Raw genomic sequence first — 17659 nt, 5'->3', positions numbered from 1 at the left:
TTAAAAATATTATCAAGGATAAGCAGTTGAATCTAATAAAATAGAATCTAATTCTGAAATGTTAATTCTACTTTGTTCCATGGAATCTCTTTTTCTAATTGTTATTGTGTTATCTTTTAGAGTTTGATGATCAACAGTAATTGCAAAAGGCGAACCAATCTCATCTAGTCTTCTGTATCGTCTTCCAATAGCACCAGAATGATCTAAAAATACATCACATTTTCTTTTTAGTTTAAGATAAATCTCATCAGTTTTCTCTTTTAATCCATCTTTTTTTACTAGTGATAAAATTCCTACATGTATTGGTGCAAGATATGGCTTTAGAGACAATACAATTCTTTCATGCTCTTTGTCATCTTTGAGACTGTGCTCTAATATTGTATACAGACTTCTGTCAATTCCCATGGAGATTTCAAATACATGGGGCAAAACTTTGTCATCGCCATCCATTATCTCAAATTTCTGCTTGCTCTTTGTTGCATGACTGGTCAAGTCATAGTCAGATCTGTAATTACATGCAACTAGTTCTAGCCAACCAATAGTAGTTTCTACCTCAAAATCAAATGCAACCTCTGCATAGAATGCCTTTTCTTTATCTCCTAGTTTTCTGAATCTACTTTTTGTAACATCGATTCCTGTTTTTTCATAAAATTCAGTTAAAATTCCCAAGTAATATGCTACAAGCTTGTTAGGAACAACTCCTGATTTTACAGCTTCTTTACATGTCATAGATACAGGATCTCCATCTGTTTGTATTCTTAGAATAACATCTTGAATCTCTGAAAACTTTTCTACCTCAGATAAATTATTTGGATTACAAAATACTTCAATTTCTGCCTGATAGAATTCCCTTAGACGAAGTAGACTCTGTCTTGGTGCAATTTCATTTCTAAAACTCTTTCCTACTTGGGCAATTCCTAAAGGAAGTTTTCCTCTCATGGTTTTGTATAATCTAGGAAAATCTACAAAGATTGATTGACATGTTTCAGGTCGTAGATAAGCTTCTTCTTCTTCAGGACCTATGCCAACTTTAAACATCATATTGAAATTCTTTGTTTTATCAAAATCACCTTTACATTTTGGACATTTGATGTTGTTTTGTGAAATTGCATTGTCAAACTCTTCCAAGTCTGCGCTTTCAGGAATTTCTATTTGTGTAAGTTCAGCAATTGTTCTGTCTGCTCTAAATGTTGCATTACATTTTGTACATTTGATTATTGGATCAGCAAAATTTCCTAAATGTCCAGATGCTTCAAAAACTGATTTTGACATTATCTGAGAGCCATCAATTTCAAGCATCCCATCTCTTCTGATTAGTTCTCTTCTCCATAGTTCTAGAAATTTGTTTTTTAAACTAACTCCAGATGGACCATATTCCCAAAATCCAGCCTGAGCATCTGCATAAATTTCACAGCTAGGAAAGTAAAATCCACGCTCAAGTGCTAGTTTCATTACTGCTTCATAGTCCATTATAACATCAATTCACTCATGAAATAAATTTCTACGCAAATCCCTTTGCAACTCTGACGTTCTCAAAGTCATCTCTATCATCATCAATGGGAGTTTCTAAAATTATGGGAATTTTTTTCTTGTTTGCAAATTTAACAACTGCTGAAATCCCTTTTTCTCCAATTCCACCTAATCCTAAATGATAATGTCTGTCTAAATTGCAACCAAGATCTCCTTTTGCATCATTTAGATGAAGAATTTTTAAATTATCAGTTCCTACATATTTTTCAAATTCTGAAAAAGTTTTCTTTACATCGTTCTCTGTTCTCAAATCATATCCTGCAACAAATGCATGACAAGTATCTATACAAACACCAAATTTTTTTGCAGGTTTTAGTTGTTTGAAAATCTCTCCCAGTTGTTTAAAATCAGAACCCACAGAATTTTTTTGTCCTGCAGTATTTTCTAATAGTATAATTACATCATTTTTTGCTTTTCCAGCTAAAGTTAACCCTTTAACCAATTTTTTAATTCCAGCTTCATCCCCAGTACCTAAATGACTTCCAAGATGAGTTACTAAATATGGAATTCCTAATTGTGCACATCTTTCAGTTTCATCAATTAATGTTTTAACAGATTTTTCAAATCCATCATCTTTTGGTGTTGCAAGATTTGGTAAATATGGCATATGAGCACATGTTGCAAATCTATCAATCTTACTTGCCTTTAGTTTTGATTTAAAATTATCAATATCTTCTTTGGATAGTTCTTTTGCGTGCCATCCCCTTGGATTCCTTGTAAAAATTTGAAATGCAGAGCACTCTCTTTCAACAGCATTATCTACAGATTTATCAATGGATCCAGATATTGAAACATGACATCCTATCTGCATATGTGTATTTTCTTAAAACATAATTTAAACCAGCGTCAAAATTCAAAAAATCAGATTTTTAAGTATACTCTGTAAATTACTATCATGCTAGCCCTTGGACAAGATGAAATTGCAAAATATCCATTCCTAGCAGATGCAGGTCAATATCTCAAAGATCAAGGATTTTCCCTTGAACAATTTGGTTCAGATCCTGATTTAAAACAACTAATTGAAAAGGCATATGACAGAATTTTAGTTGCAGCAGATGGTAAAATATACAAATCTGATCTAGATGGCGATCATGTTTCAAAGGAAGCTGCACTTCCTAGAGAAGTTTTTTCATTTCTTTTAGCAATCGTTCTACTGAAATTAAGTGGAATGCATACTTTGATCAAAAGATTTGCTCTTGCTGAAGCAAGACGAGCAGAAAAATATTTGGAAAAAGATCTTGCAAACATTTCAGATGAATCAAAAAATCAACTTGCAATTAGAGTAATTGATGATCTTTTTTCAGTACAAGTTGAAAAATCAAATGATTATTTTATTATCCCAGTATCTGATTATCTCAAACATTCTATTAATTTTCATGAAAGAGAATGGAAGTTAATCAATAGACATGTAGAAAATGGCAAAGTGTATCTTTCACCACATGAGACAGTCAGACTAATAAGAAAAGAATTGGGAACATACATCAATTCAAAAATAATTAATGCAAAAACCCCCACAATGATTCCTGGATTTGAAAATTCAGTAAATAAACTAGTTTCATTATCAAAAAAATTTGCCACATACACAGTATCCACTGGAGAATATCCTCCATGTGTAAAACATGCAATTGAAATTTTAGAAAAAGGTGAAAACCTTCCACATTCTGGAAGATTCATGCTTGCAACCTTTCTTTTATCAAAAGGACAGACAGTACAACAAATTGCACCATTATTCAAAAATGCACCTGATTACAATCCACGTGTTACACTGTATCAGCTAAATCATTTAGCCGGAACTTCAGGAAGTGGAACTCAATACACTTGTCCATCATGTGAGAAACTAAAAACTCAAAGTTTGTGTTTTGCGATACCTGAATGCGATAATATCATTAACCCTTTACAGTTTGGAAGGAAGAAAAAATAATGCAAGAAGCGGATGTATTATTTTTAGAAGATTCTTTTAAAAAATACTATTTTAATCATTTTGATCTAATCAAAGTTCCAGAAAGAACATCTGAAAGAGAATTTGGTTATCAGAAATTTAATTCAGGAATGACTAGACATATACCAATTAAAGATGATAAAGAACTGCATCTAATGCTTATGCAAAATACTCCGTCTGATGTTTATTGTTCTAATGCATACTATACATTTCCAAATTTACCAATGAATGAAAAAGATTGGAAAGAGGCAGATCTAATTTTTGATATTGATGCAAAAGATCTTAATTTATCTTGTAGAGAAAATCATACAGTATCAATTTGTAATGATTGTAATGAAGTATCAAAAACTTTAACTCAATGTTCAAAATGTAATTCATCAAAGTTAGAAAAAAAATCATTACCATGTAAAAATTGTATTGATGCTTCAAAAATTGAAGTTGAAAAATTATCTAAAGTTCTAATTGATGATCTTGCTATTACTAAAGAAAACATTCAAGTATTTTTTTCTGGTAATGAGGGATTTCATGTTTATGTGTATAATTCACAATTTCAGCAAATTGGTTCTAGAGAAAGATCAGAGTTAACTGATTACATCTCTCTTCGTGGAGCAATTCCTGAAACTTTTGGAATTAGAAAACTTAAACAAGATCGTGCTGCACTTCCTAACTTTGATGATAAGGGATGGCGAGGTCGGTTCTCAAAATATATTTTTGGTTCTAAATCAAAACGCTCAAAAATAATTACAGAATTACTTGCAAACGGTTATTCTTCTTTTCAAAAAACTTTGGATGATGTTTCAGAAAACATTGGAGTGAAAATTGATCCTAATGTCACTATGGATATACACAGAATTTTTAGATTACCAGGATCTATCAATAGTAAGAGTGGACTTACAAAAATTCAATGTGATGATTTAGTAAACTTTGATCCTTATACTGAAGCATCTTTTCTTAGTGATGATACAGTAGAAGTTTTTGCAAATTCTCCAATTGAATTCAAATTAAAAAACAAAAAATTTGGACCATACAATAATGAAAAAATAACAATTCCTACATATGCTGCAGTTTACATGATTTGTAAAAAACTTGCTAGAATAGCTTGATTTTGCTGGTAAGACATTAATTTACCAAATCTTAAGAAAATTTAGTTTTGTATTCTGCCTCTACTGATAAGCAAGCTCCACCGCCTGATGCTGGAAAATACATCAGATTGGGCATTGTTGCAATTATTGGAATAGTTATTTTCTCTATGGTTGGAAATCAGGCAGTTATTCTATCGATGAATTTTACAGAATTTGGCGATCAATTTACCAAACCTCTCTATTACACACTTGTTTCAACAATAATTCTTTCTGCCATTGCTCTTATTCGAGTTAACATTGTGGGGAGATCTTCAATTTTCTGGTATGCAATTAGCACTGGAATTGGATTTTTAGGAAGTGGAGGACAACAACCAATCGCAAATTCTCTAAAAAGTTTTAGAGATTACAAATTATCATCAGTACAATTTGTAATCTGGCAAATTACAAAGATCCTGCTTTTCGGAGCTTTCTTTGCAAATATCATGTTTGGATTTGCAGCAATGTCATTTATTGATGGAAATTCTTTGGGAATTGAAAATTTACCTTCCTTGTTTACTTTACCTTTTGTAACTCCTGACAATAATCCAAACTATGCTGCAGAAAATGTTGTTCCGATGATTCCAGCTTTAGTAATATTGATTCCACCATTACTTGCAGCAATTGGACTTCGTCTATTTTTGTATGTTGGAATTCATAGAATAATTAATGTAGTTACATCTTATCTTCAAGATTCTAACGAAGGAAAACCAAGATATCTAAATTATGTTTCAACAATTGAGGGAATAATTGGAATTGGTATAATTTGGGCAGGAATTAATCTATTTTTTACAGATCAAATTGACTATAATACAAGATATGTAATTGGAGGTACTCTTGTCATAGGATTTGCATTAATTGCATTTTCAATAGTTGATAGAATTAGAGCACGTGTACTAACTCATATGTTTAAACGAGATGTATACGTTAGATTTCTAACTATTGTTGCAATTGCAATTATTGTAGCAGGTGTTGTTTCAGTAAACAACAGTATTGCAGATGCAAAAAAGATTGAATTTTTAGGACCTTATACAGCTCAACAAATTGGAGTAAATCGTTATCTAGGAGAATTAAATGATGTTCAAGAAAATACTCACAACGTCCAATTGACATCTGTTTCTGCAAATAATATTAAAAATTATGTAAAACAAAACAGTGACGTTCTTGATGTTATTCGAGTTTGGGATTGGGAAGCAGCTTTTGCTAAACTAAAGCCTGAGATAGGTCTAATTCCATACGTAGACTTTGAGGATAATGATATCCTTCGTTTTAACAATACTTTGTACTGGACAGCCTCAATGAAACCAATTCTGCCAACATCTGTTAGTCTTGAAAATAGATGGTATAACGAACATCTAGTATACACTCACGCACCTAATGGATTTCTTACTTTACAAGCAACTAATGGACAGATTGTAGACAGTGGTAAATTCTTTAAACAAAGAGAAATTTACTATGGTGAGGGTGGATTATTTGAGCAAACCTGGTCTGCTTATCCTAATTCAAGGGATGCTCAAAACAGTGCCGAACTTGGTGGTGTATCTTATTCAGGTGCAGGTGGATTGGATGTTTCCCCACCTTTGAGTTGGATATTTGAGCCAAACTTTTTGTTATCATTTCCAGGTGAATCAGTTCACATTATGAGATACAAAGATGTGCATGATAGAATGGAGATACTATATCCTTATTTCTTGTATGATTTATTTGGAAAAGAATTAGATTCTCTTCCTGTAACTGATGGAAAAAGTTCCTATTGGTTAATCCCATTAATTATTGGATTTGATACAGGTGATGTTCCTTGGTCTGTAGGAAATCCATACTTGCGTTTAGTAGGTTATGCTCTTGTTGATGCTTATAATGGTGATATCCAATTACTAAAAACTGGAGATGATTTCTTTACTGACATGTTTGCTAGTCAGTATAAAGAGCAATTCAAACCAATACCATCGTGGTTAGAAGAACAGATACGTTATCCTGTTGAATTATTCAACTGGAAAACTGAAATGTATAACATATACCATGTAACTGATGTTGAGACATTTATTCAAGCAAATGAATTCTATGAAATTCCTCGTGGCCTTGATACATATTATGTTGAAGCAAAACCTCCTGGATTCAAACAAACAGAATTCTTAGGATTGCTTTCATTGGAATTAAGAGGATCACAGGGTAGAAATCTTGCAGGATATATGGTAGTAGAAAATGATCTTGCTAGATTAGGCGACTTGCAATTCTATGAAGTCCCATTAAATTCTACAACTAAATTAATTGGTCCTACAGCAGTTCGAGAAGCCCTTGATAGAGATCCTGAATTTGCCCAACTGAAGACTTTATTGAGAAATCCAAGAATCGGTGATAATATTTTATATCGTGTAGGTGATCATGATGTTTACTTTATTCCTGTATATACCGCAGGTGCAGGTGGAGTGGTTGCTCAATTGGGAACTATTGCAGCAGTAGGTGCTGCATTTAACGGAGAATATTTCGTTGGATTAGGTGAAACTCAAGAAAAAGCATTTGAAGCATATTTGAAGAAAGTTTCCGGAGTAGCATCAACTACAACTACCCCTAATGATAATTATGTTGAATTAGTTAGAAGTGATAGAATTAATATCATAAAGTCAGTATTTGAAACAAATGGTATTTCTGTATCAGAACCCACATCCATTCAAATCCCATTATCATTTAATGAAGGAGAATTATTCTTCTTTACTGAAAGTGATCGTGTAGATACTGAAAAATTCTTGTTAGAATTCATTGATGACTTTGTAAAACCACGTAGTGACAGAGTCTTCATGTGGCAAGAAGATACTGACCTCAATATTGGAACTGTATTTGTAAAAGATGGACTTCCAGAGATTCATTATGTCTCAATCGAGGTTGGCAACTAATTGCTTCTGGTTGTCGATAACGGTTCTATCTACACAAAACAATTAACTGATTTTTTAATCCAAAAAAATATTTTATTTGAAAAACATTCTCCTCAAAGTTTAGAATTAGATTCACTTTTCAATTATGACTCTTTCATTCTTTCAGGACGAAAAAAAAATGAAAAAAAAATAAACGAGATTAATTCTAAAATCATCTCACATTGTATTAAAAATAATAATAAATTACTTGGAATTTGTTATGGTGCAGAAATTTTAGCACTTACTTTAGGTGGTACAATTAGAAAAATTTCTACCCCCCAAAAAGGAATAGAATCAATCGAAATTATCAAAAAAAATTTCATTTGCAATAAAACTATTGATATTTTTGAAAGTCATAGTTATGAGATCTCTAAATTGCCTAGTGTTTTAGTTTCAATTGCCAAATCAATGAATTGTAAGAATGAAATAATTCAATATAAGGAAAGACCAATTTTTGGAACTCAATTTCATCCAGAAATGAGCCCTGATGGTAATGATTTAATTGAAAAATTCTGTTCTCTTTGATTGATTTTAATAACTCTCAAATTTTCTTCATTTTGTGGAAGAAGAAAACCATGAATTACTATTACCACTTGTAGATGATGAAAATATCTGTTTGCCTTTACCAATTAACGTAGTATCAAAATATTGGAATATTGATTTACCTATGGCAGAAGCTATAGAATCTGCAAAAAAATATTCTGGATTTGATGGCAGTATTTTGATTGAAGGAATAGAGATGGCAGAAAGACATGGTTTAACATGCAAAATAATTCATTCATCACTTTCTGAATTAAAAAAAATTATTGATTTGGGAATTCCACCCATTGTAATTCTTCCAGGAATTCCTGAAATAACTCAACATGCTTCTGTAATTACAGGATATGATAAACAAGAAAAAACAATTTTACATTATATTCAGAAAGGTAATCAAAAAGGTGAACAACAAGAGGGTGCAATTCCTCAAGATATTTTTGAAAAAGAGTGGTCTGAAGAAGGAAAATTATTGCTAATTTTAGCACCTTCTGACATAATTGCATCTATAAATCTAGAAAATGACTCTAGTAACAAATCAAATAGATTATGTCTTATTTCTGAAAAACAAAATATTTTAAAAAATAGTTCTGAAGCACTTGAATCATTAAAACAATCTTTAGAACTTGATCCAAATAATTCTACTGCGCTTAATCTATTTGCTGCAATGCTTAACGCTCAAAATTCCTCAGAATGTATAAAATATTATGAGAAATGTTTGCAAATCAACAAGAACTCATATTTGACCCATAACGGTATGGGAAATTTTTATCTTAAGACCGGTCAATTTGATAAAGCAGAAAGCTCCTACAGCAAGGCAATCAAAATTAATCCAAAACGTTCTGCAAAAATATACAAAAACCGTGCTTATCTTATGGAAAAACAAAACAAAAATTCTGAAGCAAAAGATGATCTCAAAAATTATTTGAAATTTTATCCTAAAGCTTCTGATAGAGGAATAATAGAACAAGCAATTAGAGAATTATAATGCGGAGTGCGGGATTTGAACCCGCGCCCTTCAGCTTGGGAAGCTGACGTCATACCAGACTAAACTAACTCCGCCTAGAACCATATCGTCAATTATGATTAAATATCTTAATTGCTATCTCAAAATATGGATGCAAGATGCCCTGAATGTGAAAAGGTTGCAATATTAGATGATGATATAACGAATGTAAAATGCCCTCATTGTAATTTTGAAGCAGATTATGATACATATCTTGAAATTATGAAAGATCAGGCTATCAACATGTCATCTGATTACATTCCAGATAGACCTGGAATTTAATTACCAATAATTCCCTTTATCAGAACAATCTAAATGAGCTCCACAATTTGGGCAAAACATATGACATGCTTGCATGTCAACCATTTTATTATCACATCTAGGACATCTGATCTCTTCTGTCATGCCTATCATTACAAATCTTAATTTAAAAATAATGTCCAAAGGTTAATTAGTCGTTCAACTTTTTTCGGAATAATTGGCAAACTTCAAACTTACAATCTCAGATATTAAAGGAAAATCAATTTCAAAAGAACTCAAAGATAGTGATGCTAATCCATTGTTAGGGTTAGAGTTAGGAAATGAAACTGATGCTTCTATTGTAGGATTAACTGGAAAATTAAAACTCACTGGAGGCAGTGATAAATCTGGAGTCCCAATGAGAAATGATATTCATGGTGCAGCAAGAAAAAGAGTTTTACTTTCTAGAGGTGTTGGTTTACAAGATGCAGAATATGGACAACGAAAAAGAAAACTAATGCGAGGAAATTCAGTATCAGAAGAAATCTATCAAGTAAATTGTAAGTTTGATGGAGAATTACCAGTTGAAGCTCCTGTTGAAGAAGCAACAGAAGAAAAAACTAAAGATAAAAAAGAATAACTTAACATATACCGCTACTACTTTTTGACTCATGCATTGGAGAGAAACTCTTCCTGATTGGTACATCAAAAAATATGGTTATCAACCATGTGTTAACATTGGTACTGCAGGTCATGTAGATCATGGAAAAACTACTCTGATTCAAGCTTTAACTGGCTCATGGACCAGTGTTCATAGTCAAGAATTAAAACGTGGAATTACAATTCGTGTTGGTTATTCTGATGCAGCATTTTACAAATGTAAAAAATGTGAAGATCCTTTAGGATATTCTACAACTCCAAAATGTAATAATTGTGGAAAAGAAAGTGAATTATCTAGAGTTGTAAGTTTTGTAGATAGTCCTGGACACGAAAGTTTGATGGCAAATATGCTTTCAGGTTCGGCATTAATGGATGGTGCATTACTTTTAGTTGCTGCAAATGAAAAAGTACCAAAACCACAAACTAAAGAACATCTCTTAGCACTACAAACTCTTGGAATTCAGCAAATAGTTGTACTTCAAAATAAAGTTGATTTACTTTCTTACCAAGAGGCCCTTGATAATTATAAAGAAATTACAAATTTTGTTATAGGAAGTTATGCTGCAAAAGCACCAGTAATTCCAATTTCTGCACAATCTGGATTAAACATTGATGCATTAATTGGCGCTATTGAATCAACAATCAAAACACCAGATAGAGATGAAAAAGCAGATACAGTAATGCATGTTTTACGTTCTTTTGATGTAAACAAACCTGGAATAAAATTAAAAGATATCAAAGGTGGTGTAATTGGTGGAAGTTTAACTCAAGGAGTTTTCAATATTGGTGATGAAATTGAGATTAAACCCGGAATTATGAATGAAAAGAAAAAGACATACGAACCATTACTTACTGAAATCACATCACTAGGAACTGCTGCTGGTATTGTAGAATCAGTAAAGCCAGGCGGTTTAGTTGCAATAGGAACAAAACTAGATCCTTCAATGACTAGAAGTGATTCTTTTATTGGTTCAGTTATTGGTAAACCTGGAACACTTCCTGATAATTCAACTCTGTTAAAATTAGATGTTAACTTGTTTGATTCTGCAGTAGGTGCTACTGAAGATATTAAGGTACAACCAATTTCATCAGGAGAACTACTTCGACTTAACATTGGTACTGCACCCGTTTTAGGTACAGTTAAAAAAATAAAATCAAAGAATGTTGAGATTGAACTTAGAAGACCTGCATGTATATTTGAAGGTGGCAATGTAGCAATTAGTAGAAGAATTTCTGAAAGATGGCGACTTATTGGTGCAGGAATAGTTGGTTGAAGTAATCTGTGACACAAGTTTTTTAATTCATCTAGCCACAAACAGAATCAAAAATTTAGATAATCTTGATGTTGAGATTGGTCAAATTAGTTTTGTTGTACCTCAAGTTGTTAAAAATGAGTTATTTGAATTAGAAAAAAATCCTGAAAAAAAACAAGATGTACAATCAACTTTAAATTATATTAAAAATTTAAAAATAATTCCAATACTTGGCTCATTTGCAGACAAGGAATTACTTGATTATGTTATAAAAAATAGAGTAATTGTAGCTACAATGGATAAAGAACTGAAAAAACAGATTAAAAATAATGGAAGTTCAATTATGTCTTTTTCAAATAACAAAATTATTTTAGAATCTTAGAAATATTTAAGATTGAGTAATTATCATTATTTTCAATGACATTGAGTTTTGAGAGTGAAGCATTTGAAAATGATGGAGTTATTCCAAAAAAATATGGCTATAAACATGGAAACATTAGTCCTCCTCTAAAAATAAATAAAATCCCTGAAAATACAATATCTCTTGCTTTGATAATGGATGATCCTGATGCAATGGGAGCTGTTGGTAAAGTTTGGGTGCATTGGGTTGTATGGAATATAGATCCTAAAAATTGTGAGTTTAAAGAAAATTCTATACCTGAAAATTGTAGTGAAGGTCAAACTGACTTTGGTGAAATTGGTTATGGGGGTCCTGCTCCTCCAGATAAAGAACACACGTATATTTTCAAATTATATGCTTTAGATCAAAAGTTAGATGTCATCAAAGGTTCAACTAAACAAGAAATTGAATCATCTATGAAAAATCATATTATTGAAGAAACTATACTCCAGGGAAGATTTGCTCCTTAATTTAAAAAATTTTTAAGATTTTTTATACTAAGAATAGTAAACAAAGTTTTTTCAAAAACATCACTTACAAGCAAATACTAAACTTGTTTCTGTAGGTAATTTTGATTTAAAATTAAATCATTTTTTAATTATTGGTGTTTTTATTTATGAAGTGAACAAGGATTACAAACTAATATCTTAGATTAAGAGTATCTCTCAGCTAATCTATATCTCATGTATTTGTCATCTGGTGAAAATTTAGCTGGATGTACTGAAATTGTTTCTTCACTACACTTTGTACATTTTTCTTTTAATGTATAATGATAACACTTTGAACATTTTCTTAGTAAAAATCTCATTTTAGTTTTCTCTTGTTTTCTTTGAATCTTCTCTTGTAAATTTGAATGAACCTTTTTTCTTTTCTATGTTTGTTTCAATTTCTTCTATTATTGGTTTTAATAATTTTTCAGCTGACTTGAAATCTTCTGAAGTAATTGAGAGTCTATATTTTGGTGCACCCAAATATGTAATATCTATAGTAGAATCTTTTTTAATAATATCTAATAATGTTTTTTTAATTATTTCAACACCATTAGACTGATTATTTGTAATTTCCATAATTCCTCTAATTTCTACTGATGGAAGTTTAATTTTTGAACAAATATCTTCAATTACAGTTGCAGTTTTTTTTGCAAGTTTTAGTTCTTTGACTGATTCAATTCCATTTCTTCCAATTAATATGAAAGCATCATACACTGAATCAAATTTTGAATAAATATTATCTTCTAATTTCTCAACTTCCTCATCTGATAATTTGGCTTTTTCTTGAACGTTTTGTAATAGAGTTTTACCTTTTTCAAATTTTTTGACTTCTTTGAGCTTTTGTTTTTTCTGGTCTTTTGAAACTTGTTTTAATGAAAGATCTATATCGCCCCGTTGAGCATTTACTTTTTTTACAAGAAGAACTTTTTTCTCCCCATCTCTGACAAATCTACTTACCGATCTTATCCATCCAGGAGCAATTTCTGATATGTGTAAAAATCCTTGAATGTCATCATATTCATCTAGTGTGACATATGCTCCATGATCCATCACTTTGGTAATGGTTGCAAGAATAATTTCTCCTGGTTCTGGCATTTCTTGGATTTCAGTAGACATTTCTTCTAAAACTCCTTCATGCGTAAATTAATGTTTGCTGACTAGAAATCAATGCCTTTTTTTGCTTTAATTCCTTGTTGAAATGGATGTTTTATCTCTCTCATCTCTGTTACAAGATCTGCAATTTCAATAACTTCATCTTTAGCATAATTTCCTGTTAATACTAAATCTACTCCTTTTGGTTTTGATTTTATTATTTGTAATACATCATCAACTGAAATTAAATTAAGATTTACTGCATAGTTTATCTCATCTAAAATTACAATATCATAATTCCCTGATTGAATTTTTTCATTACTAATTCTAATTGCTTCTTGTGCCACCTTTTCATGATCTTCTTTTGGACTTTTATCATCAATTATTCCAACAAATCCTTTACCAACTGCAACCATTTCAAATTCCGGTTCAAGTCTCTTTGATGAATCCATTTCACCATAATGCCATGAACCTTTAATGAATTGAATCATACACGTTTTCTTTGCATATCCAGTTGCACGCAAAGCAATTCCTAAAGCTGCAGTTGTTTTTCCTTTACCTTTTCCAGTGTATACTATGGTTAAACCATCATTTTCCATAATTTCTATTCAATGGATCTTACTAAAAACATTGAGGATATCTATAATCTATCAATTTAAATAAAAAATCATCCTAGTCATGCAAATTGAGAATTCCTAGAATTGTAATTGCAGGTGCTACTAGTGGGGTTGGAAAGACATCGATAACATGTTCAATAATTTATGGATTACAAAAACATGGTTTTTCTGTTCAGCCATTTAAGGTTGGACCTGACTATATTGATCCCAGTTATCTATCTAGTATTTCAAAAAATAAAACATACAATTTGGATGCATGGCTTATGGGTGAAAATCAATTACTGAATAGTTTTACTTCAAATTCAAAATCTAACATATCTGTAATTGAAGGTGTGATGGGATTTTATGATGGATTTGGTGGAGATTCAAATTATGCTAGTACACATCACGTGGCATCATTAACAAAATCCCCCGTACTGCTAGTTTTAGATGCAAGTAAAACTTCTCGTTCTATTGCCGCAACTGCACTTGGATTCATAAAATTTCATAGAAATTCTCGTATTGTTGGCATTATTTTAAACAAAATAGGTAGTAAAAAACATGAACTACTATGTAGAAGTGCTCTAGAAAAAACTAAAATTCCAATAATTGGCGTGATTCCAAAAAATCCTTTACTAAATATGCCATCAAGACATCTTGGATTAATTTCAACCTTAGAAAATAATATTCTTAAAAAACAAATTAAGAAAATCTCTAAAATTATTTCAGAAAATATTGATATTAATCAAATAATAAAAATTGCAAAAAATTCATCTGATTTTACTAAAAAATCTAAACCAATATCTAAAAAATCTGTAACTACCATTGCAGTTGCACTTGACACTTCATTTAATTTCTATTATCAAGATAATTTAGAAGCATTACGTCGTGAAGGTGCTAATCTAAAATTTTTTAGTCCTGTAAAAGACAAAAAGATTCCAAAGTGTGATGGTCTTTACATTGGTGGTGGCTTTCCAGAGGTTTTAGGAAATGCTCTGGAAAAAAATCAAGTTATGAAAAAATCAATAAAGAAGTTATCTGAAGATAATCTTCCCATTTATGCTGAATGCGGTGGATTAATGTATTTGACAAAATCTATTTTATCTGAAAATAAAAAATACAAAATGATTGGCCTATTTGATGCTGAAACTAAAATGACAAAAAAAATGAGACTAAATTACACAAAAGGTAAGATAATTTCTAAAACCCCAATATCTGAAAAACTACATAATTTTCATGGACATGAATTTCATTATTCACATTTAGATTCAGTTTCATCTGATTCAAAATTTGCTTATATTTTAGAAATAGGTGATGGAATAAAGAAACATCAGGATGGATTAATTCAAGATAACACATTGGCATCTTACGGTCATCTTTACTTTGATAGCTCAAACTATGCAGAAATTTTTGTTAAAAATTGTATAAAATCTTCAAAGAGATGATTCTGCTCTCATTAATTTGAAAATTGCATTAATTGTAGCAGAGACTGAAGAACTTCCCCCTTTTCTACCGATATTGGTGATAAATGGTGCCTCCTCTAACTTTGATAACTCTTCTTTTGATTCTGCAGCACAGATGAATCCTACTGGAATCCCAATGATTAAAGCTGGTTTTACTATGCCTTCTTTGACCATCTGAATTACTTCTTGAAGTGCAGTTGGGGCATTTCCTATCGCTACAACTCCTCCATCAATATCTGACGCAGCAACTCTCATGGATACTTGGGATCGAGTTTTACCTTCTTTTTTAGCCAATTCCATTATTTCTGGTTTTGAAATATTACAAATTATATTATTTCCAAAATCTTTTGGATTTTGTTTATTCATTCCTCCAATTACTCCGTTAACATCAACTACTATACTACATCCATTTTTCAAAGCTTCCATTCCACTTGCAATTGCATCTTTATGAAAAATTAATTTATTTTTATTTGCAAAATCAAAATCTGCTGTTGAATGAATTATTCTTCTAACAATAGGCCATTCTTTTTCACTAAAATTATGTGATCCTATCTCGTTCTCAATCATTTGCATACTTGCATCTTCGATTGATTGACCTTTCTTAGTTTGCATCTTCTACCTCTTTTGCTCTCTCTAAAATTAAATCTATCATTTTTTGATCCGTTCCAATATGTTTAGTAATGTATGATTTTTCTATAGTGGATTTTTCAAGTGCTGGAATCAAATCATTATTAATGTCAGTTTTTACATGTGCTCCTTCATGAAGAAAATAAAAAACAATTATCAAAACTTTAGGATTATCTTTTTCACATTTTTTAATTCCCTCAAAAATATCTGGTTGTTCTATTTCTAGCCAGCATCTACTAACATTTCTGTAATGATTTTTTAATTCATTTAAAATGTAATCTAATGATCTTTGTGCATTAGGATCTTTACTTCCATGTCCAATAATCATTACATCTACTTCACTATTTGGAAGAGAAATTTTGTTTTCTTTTAATGTTGCAGCTATTCTACTTTCTACAATATCCGACATAGTTTTGTGCATACTCATTTGTTTTGTAACTACAAATTTTACTTTGGTATCTTTTTGATATTTCATTACTTCAGTAACTGCAATTTTCACTTTTCTACCGGGATACAAAAAGTAAGGAACTATGGTTAAAGAATCAATATCTTGTTTCAGAGATTTAGGAATTACATCCTCAATATATGGTGGTTCTACCTCTAGAAAACAATAATCTGTAAAAACATAGTCTCCTTTTGCTTTTATTCCCTTACAAATTACATCTAATTCTTCAGATGCTTCTCTTTCTCTACTACCTCTATCAATAAGTAATAACCCTCGTTTCAATTCATAATCCTCGCTATAGCTATAGTCAAATTTGGTGGGAATTTCTGCTTTTCTACTATCAATTTCCCATTTGATACTTTGATGGCAGCAGCTTCAGATACACTTGCAGTTCCTTCAAATGCTTTTACAGTTTCAGAAGGATTTGGAGCAGAAATCTCTGCTAAATCTTCTCTATTTACATACTCTACTTGAATTCCCATTTCTATTCCAAGATCAATTAATCCTTTTACATCCTCTGGTTTTTTTATTGATACTAATTTTGCAATTGATTTTGAACTTAGTTTGAATTTTTCTAAACAAAACTCAATACCTTCCCTGATTGTTTCTTTTGAAGTATCCCAATGCAATCCAATTCCAATTACTAAGCTTGGTGGACGATATATCACAGATTCCTTTGATATATCATCGTCAATAGTTTTATCAGAAATTATTAAATGCGCTTTAGAATTTGATTTTTTTAATCCTTCAATATTTTCATAAATTGTAACATTTTTTGGTAATTTTTTACACCAATTTTTTTCTCCAGTTTCCTGAAATACTCCTATTGGTTCTTCATTTACCATATGAGCACTAATTTTAGTTACAGTTGAATCATCATCTATTTTCCAATTAAATTCCCTTCCCACAAGATCTACTGCAATTGTTTTGTTTACATCAGCTGCTGTGGTAATTACAGGTAAAGCTCCCAATTTTTCTGCAATTTCTTCAGTAAGTTCATTGGCTCCACCTATATGTCCAGATAAAACACTGATTACAAAATTTGTTTTATCGTCAATCACAATCACTGCAGGATCTGTTTTTTTATCTTTCAAATATGGAGCAATTAATCTAATTACTGCCCCTAATGAAAAAATACAGATTAATGCATTATTATTTTTAAAAAGTTCAACGATTTTCTCAGTTGTAGGCTCAGAGTACCATATTATTCCTATTGCATCAGTTGTTAATTTTGATGGAGCAAATACATCCCAATCAGGAAATAACTGTTTCAAATTTTCTCCAATTTTTACTCCGTTTTTAGTAATAGCAAGAACAGTAGTTTTTTCCATAATCAAAATCTTCCAACTTTAATAA

20 protein-coding genes and 1 tRNA gene are annotated in these 17659 nt (G+C 31.1%); 11 read left to right on the top strand and 10 right to left on the bottom strand.

What is annotated here, in order from left to right:
- Positions 1 to 12 precede the first annotated feature (12 nt).
- Positions 13 to 1470, bottom strand: a complete 1458-nt coding sequence (gene glyS, locus ACW9W4_RS02410) for a glycine--tRNA ligase (RefSeq protein WP_457760927.1) — start codon at positions 1468 to 1470, stop codon at positions 13 to 15.
- Between the two features lie 31 nt (positions 1471 to 1501).
- Entirely contained in the window at positions 1502 to 2341 is an 840-nt protein-coding gene (locus ACW9W4_RS02405; RefSeq protein ID WP_457760926.1) for a deoxyribonuclease IV, read from the bottom strand.
- Positions 2342 to 2425: 84 nt separating this feature from the next.
- Here ACW9W4_RS02405 and ACW9W4_RS02400 point away from each other — a divergent pair, with 84 nt between their 5' ends.
- From ACW9W4_RS02400 to ACW9W4_RS02380, 5 genes are read left to right on the top strand one after another with little or no spacing between them, the layout of a single operon-like run.
- Positions 2426 to 3451, top strand: a complete 1026-nt coding sequence (locus ACW9W4_RS02400) for a DNA primase (RefSeq protein WP_457760925.1) — start codon at positions 2426 to 2428, stop codon at positions 3449 to 3451.
- Positions 3451 to 4572, top strand: coding sequence for a DNA primase small subunit domain-containing protein (locus ACW9W4_RS02395; protein WP_457760924.1), 1122 nt, complete (start codon positions 3451 to 3453; stop codon positions 4570 to 4572). Before ACW9W4_RS02400 ends, ACW9W4_RS02395 begins: the two co-directional genes overlap by 1 nt.
- 47 nt (positions 4573 to 4619) lie before the next feature.
- Positions 4620 to 7478, top strand: coding sequence for a UPF0182 family protein (locus ACW9W4_RS02390; protein WP_457760923.1), 2859 nt, complete (start codon positions 4620 to 4622; stop codon positions 7476 to 7478).
- Positions 7479 to 8021 (top strand): type 1 glutamine amidotransferase, encoded by a 543-nt coding sequence (locus ACW9W4_RS02385; RefSeq protein ID WP_457760922.1) that lies wholly within the window; start codon positions 7479 to 7481, stop codon positions 8019 to 8021.
- Positions 8022 to 8055: 34 nt separating this feature from the next.
- A complete protein-coding gene (locus ACW9W4_RS02380; RefSeq protein ID WP_457760921.1) occupies positions 8056 to 9018 on the top strand; it encodes a tetratricopeptide repeat protein in 963 nt (320 codons plus the stop codon).
- Here ACW9W4_RS02380 and ACW9W4_RS02375 read toward each other — a convergent pair.
- Positions 9019 to 9092: transfer RNA gene (locus tag ACW9W4_RS02375), tRNA-Gly, on the bottom strand.
- Positions 9093 to 9144: 52 nt separating this feature from the next.
- On the opposite strand from ACW9W4_RS02375, the gene ACW9W4_RS02370 reads away from it, so the two are divergent.
- On the top strand, positions 9145 to 9318 hold the full coding sequence (locus tag ACW9W4_RS02370) for a zinc-domain-containing protein (protein WP_457760920.1): 174 nt from the start codon (positions 9145 to 9147) through the stop codon (positions 9316 to 9318).
- Here ACW9W4_RS02370 and ACW9W4_RS02365 read toward each other — a convergent pair whose 3' ends face one another.
- Entirely contained in the window at positions 9319 to 9441 is a 123-nt protein-coding gene (locus ACW9W4_RS02365) for a hypothetical protein (protein ID WP_457760919.1), read from the bottom strand. It lies immediately after the preceding gene.
- 73 nt (positions 9442 to 9514) lie between these two features.
- On the opposite strand from ACW9W4_RS02365, the gene ACW9W4_RS02360 reads away from it, so the two are divergent.
- The 4 genes from ACW9W4_RS02360 to ACW9W4_RS02345 are packed head-to-tail and all read left to right on the top strand — an operon-like array spanning position 9515 to position 12059.
- The gene (locus ACW9W4_RS02360) at positions 9515 to 9916 is read left to right on the top strand and encodes a S6e family ribosomal protein (RefSeq protein WP_457760918.1); all 402 of its coding nucleotides are present in this window, start codon (positions 9515 to 9517) and stop codon (positions 9914 to 9916) included.
- A 31-nt stretch (positions 9917 to 9947) separates the two neighbouring features.
- Positions 9948 to 11210, top strand: a complete 1263-nt coding sequence (locus tag ACW9W4_RS02355) for a translation initiation factor IF-2 subunit gamma (protein ID WP_457760917.1) — start codon at positions 9948 to 9950, stop codon at positions 11208 to 11210.
- Complete coding sequence (locus ACW9W4_RS02350) at positions 11203 to 11571, top strand: PIN domain-containing protein (RefSeq protein ID WP_457760916.1); 369 nt, start codon at positions 11203 to 11205, stop codon at positions 11569 to 11571. The genes ACW9W4_RS02355 and ACW9W4_RS02350 overlap by 8 nt, the downstream gene beginning before the upstream one ends.
- A gap of 35 nt (positions 11572 to 11606) precedes the next feature.
- A complete protein-coding gene (locus ACW9W4_RS02345; protein WP_457760915.1) occupies positions 11607 to 12059 on the top strand; it encodes a YbhB/YbcL family Raf kinase inhibitor-like protein in 453 nt (150 codons plus the stop codon).
- A 182-nt stretch (positions 12060 to 12241) separates the two neighbouring features.
- On the opposite strand, the gene ACW9W4_RS02340 is transcribed toward ACW9W4_RS02345, so the two are convergent.
- From ACW9W4_RS02340 to cobO, 3 genes are read right to left on the bottom strand one after another with little or no spacing between them, the layout of a single operon-like run.
- A complete protein-coding gene (locus ACW9W4_RS02340) occupies positions 12242 to 12397 on the bottom strand; it encodes an RNA-protein complex protein Nop10 (protein WP_457760914.1) in 156 nt (51 codons plus the stop codon).
- A 1-nt stretch (position 12398) separates the two neighbouring features.
- Positions 12399 to 13196 (bottom strand): translation initiation factor IF-2 subunit alpha, encoded by a 798-nt coding sequence (locus tag ACW9W4_RS02335; RefSeq protein WP_179362826.1) that lies wholly within the window; start codon positions 13194 to 13196, stop codon positions 12399 to 12401.
- A gap of 41 nt (positions 13197 to 13237) precedes the next feature.
- A complete protein-coding gene (gene cobO / locus ACW9W4_RS02330) occupies positions 13238 to 13771 on the bottom strand; it encodes a cob(I)yrinic acid a,c-diamide adenosyltransferase (RefSeq protein WP_457760913.1) in 534 nt (177 codons plus the stop codon).
- Between the two features lie 86 nt (positions 13772 to 13857).
- Here cobO and ACW9W4_RS02325 point away from each other — a divergent pair, with 86 nt between their 5' ends.
- Entirely contained in the window at positions 13858 to 15213 is a 1356-nt protein-coding gene (locus ACW9W4_RS02325) for a cobyrinate a,c-diamide synthase (RefSeq protein WP_457760912.1), read from the top strand.
- Here ACW9W4_RS02325 and ACW9W4_RS02320 read toward each other — a convergent pair.
- From ACW9W4_RS02320 to ACW9W4_RS02310, 3 genes are read right to left on the bottom strand one after another with little or no spacing between them, the layout of a single operon-like run.
- Entirely contained in the window at positions 15202 to 15843 is a 642-nt protein-coding gene (locus ACW9W4_RS02320) for a precorrin-8X methylmutase (RefSeq protein WP_457760911.1), read from the bottom strand. The genes ACW9W4_RS02325 and ACW9W4_RS02320 overlap by 12 nt on opposite strands.
- A complete protein-coding gene (locus ACW9W4_RS02315) occupies positions 15833 to 16585 on the bottom strand; it encodes a sirohydrochlorin chelatase (RefSeq protein ID WP_457760910.1) in 753 nt (250 codons plus the stop codon). Before ACW9W4_RS02315 ends, ACW9W4_RS02320 begins: the two co-directional genes overlap by 11 nt.
- Complete coding sequence (locus ACW9W4_RS02310) at positions 16582 to 17634, bottom strand: cobalt-precorrin 5A hydrolase (protein WP_457760909.1); 1053 nt, start codon at positions 17632 to 17634, stop codon at positions 16582 to 16584. Before ACW9W4_RS02310 ends, ACW9W4_RS02315 begins: the two co-directional genes overlap by 4 nt.
- Positions 17635 to 17659 lie beyond the last annotated feature (25 nt).

Source organism: Candidatus Nitrosopumilus sp. bin_7KS (genome assembly GCF_054095835.1).
Note: the sequence above shows the minus strand (reverse complement) of the source record. Positions and strands in the feature narration are given on the sequence as shown.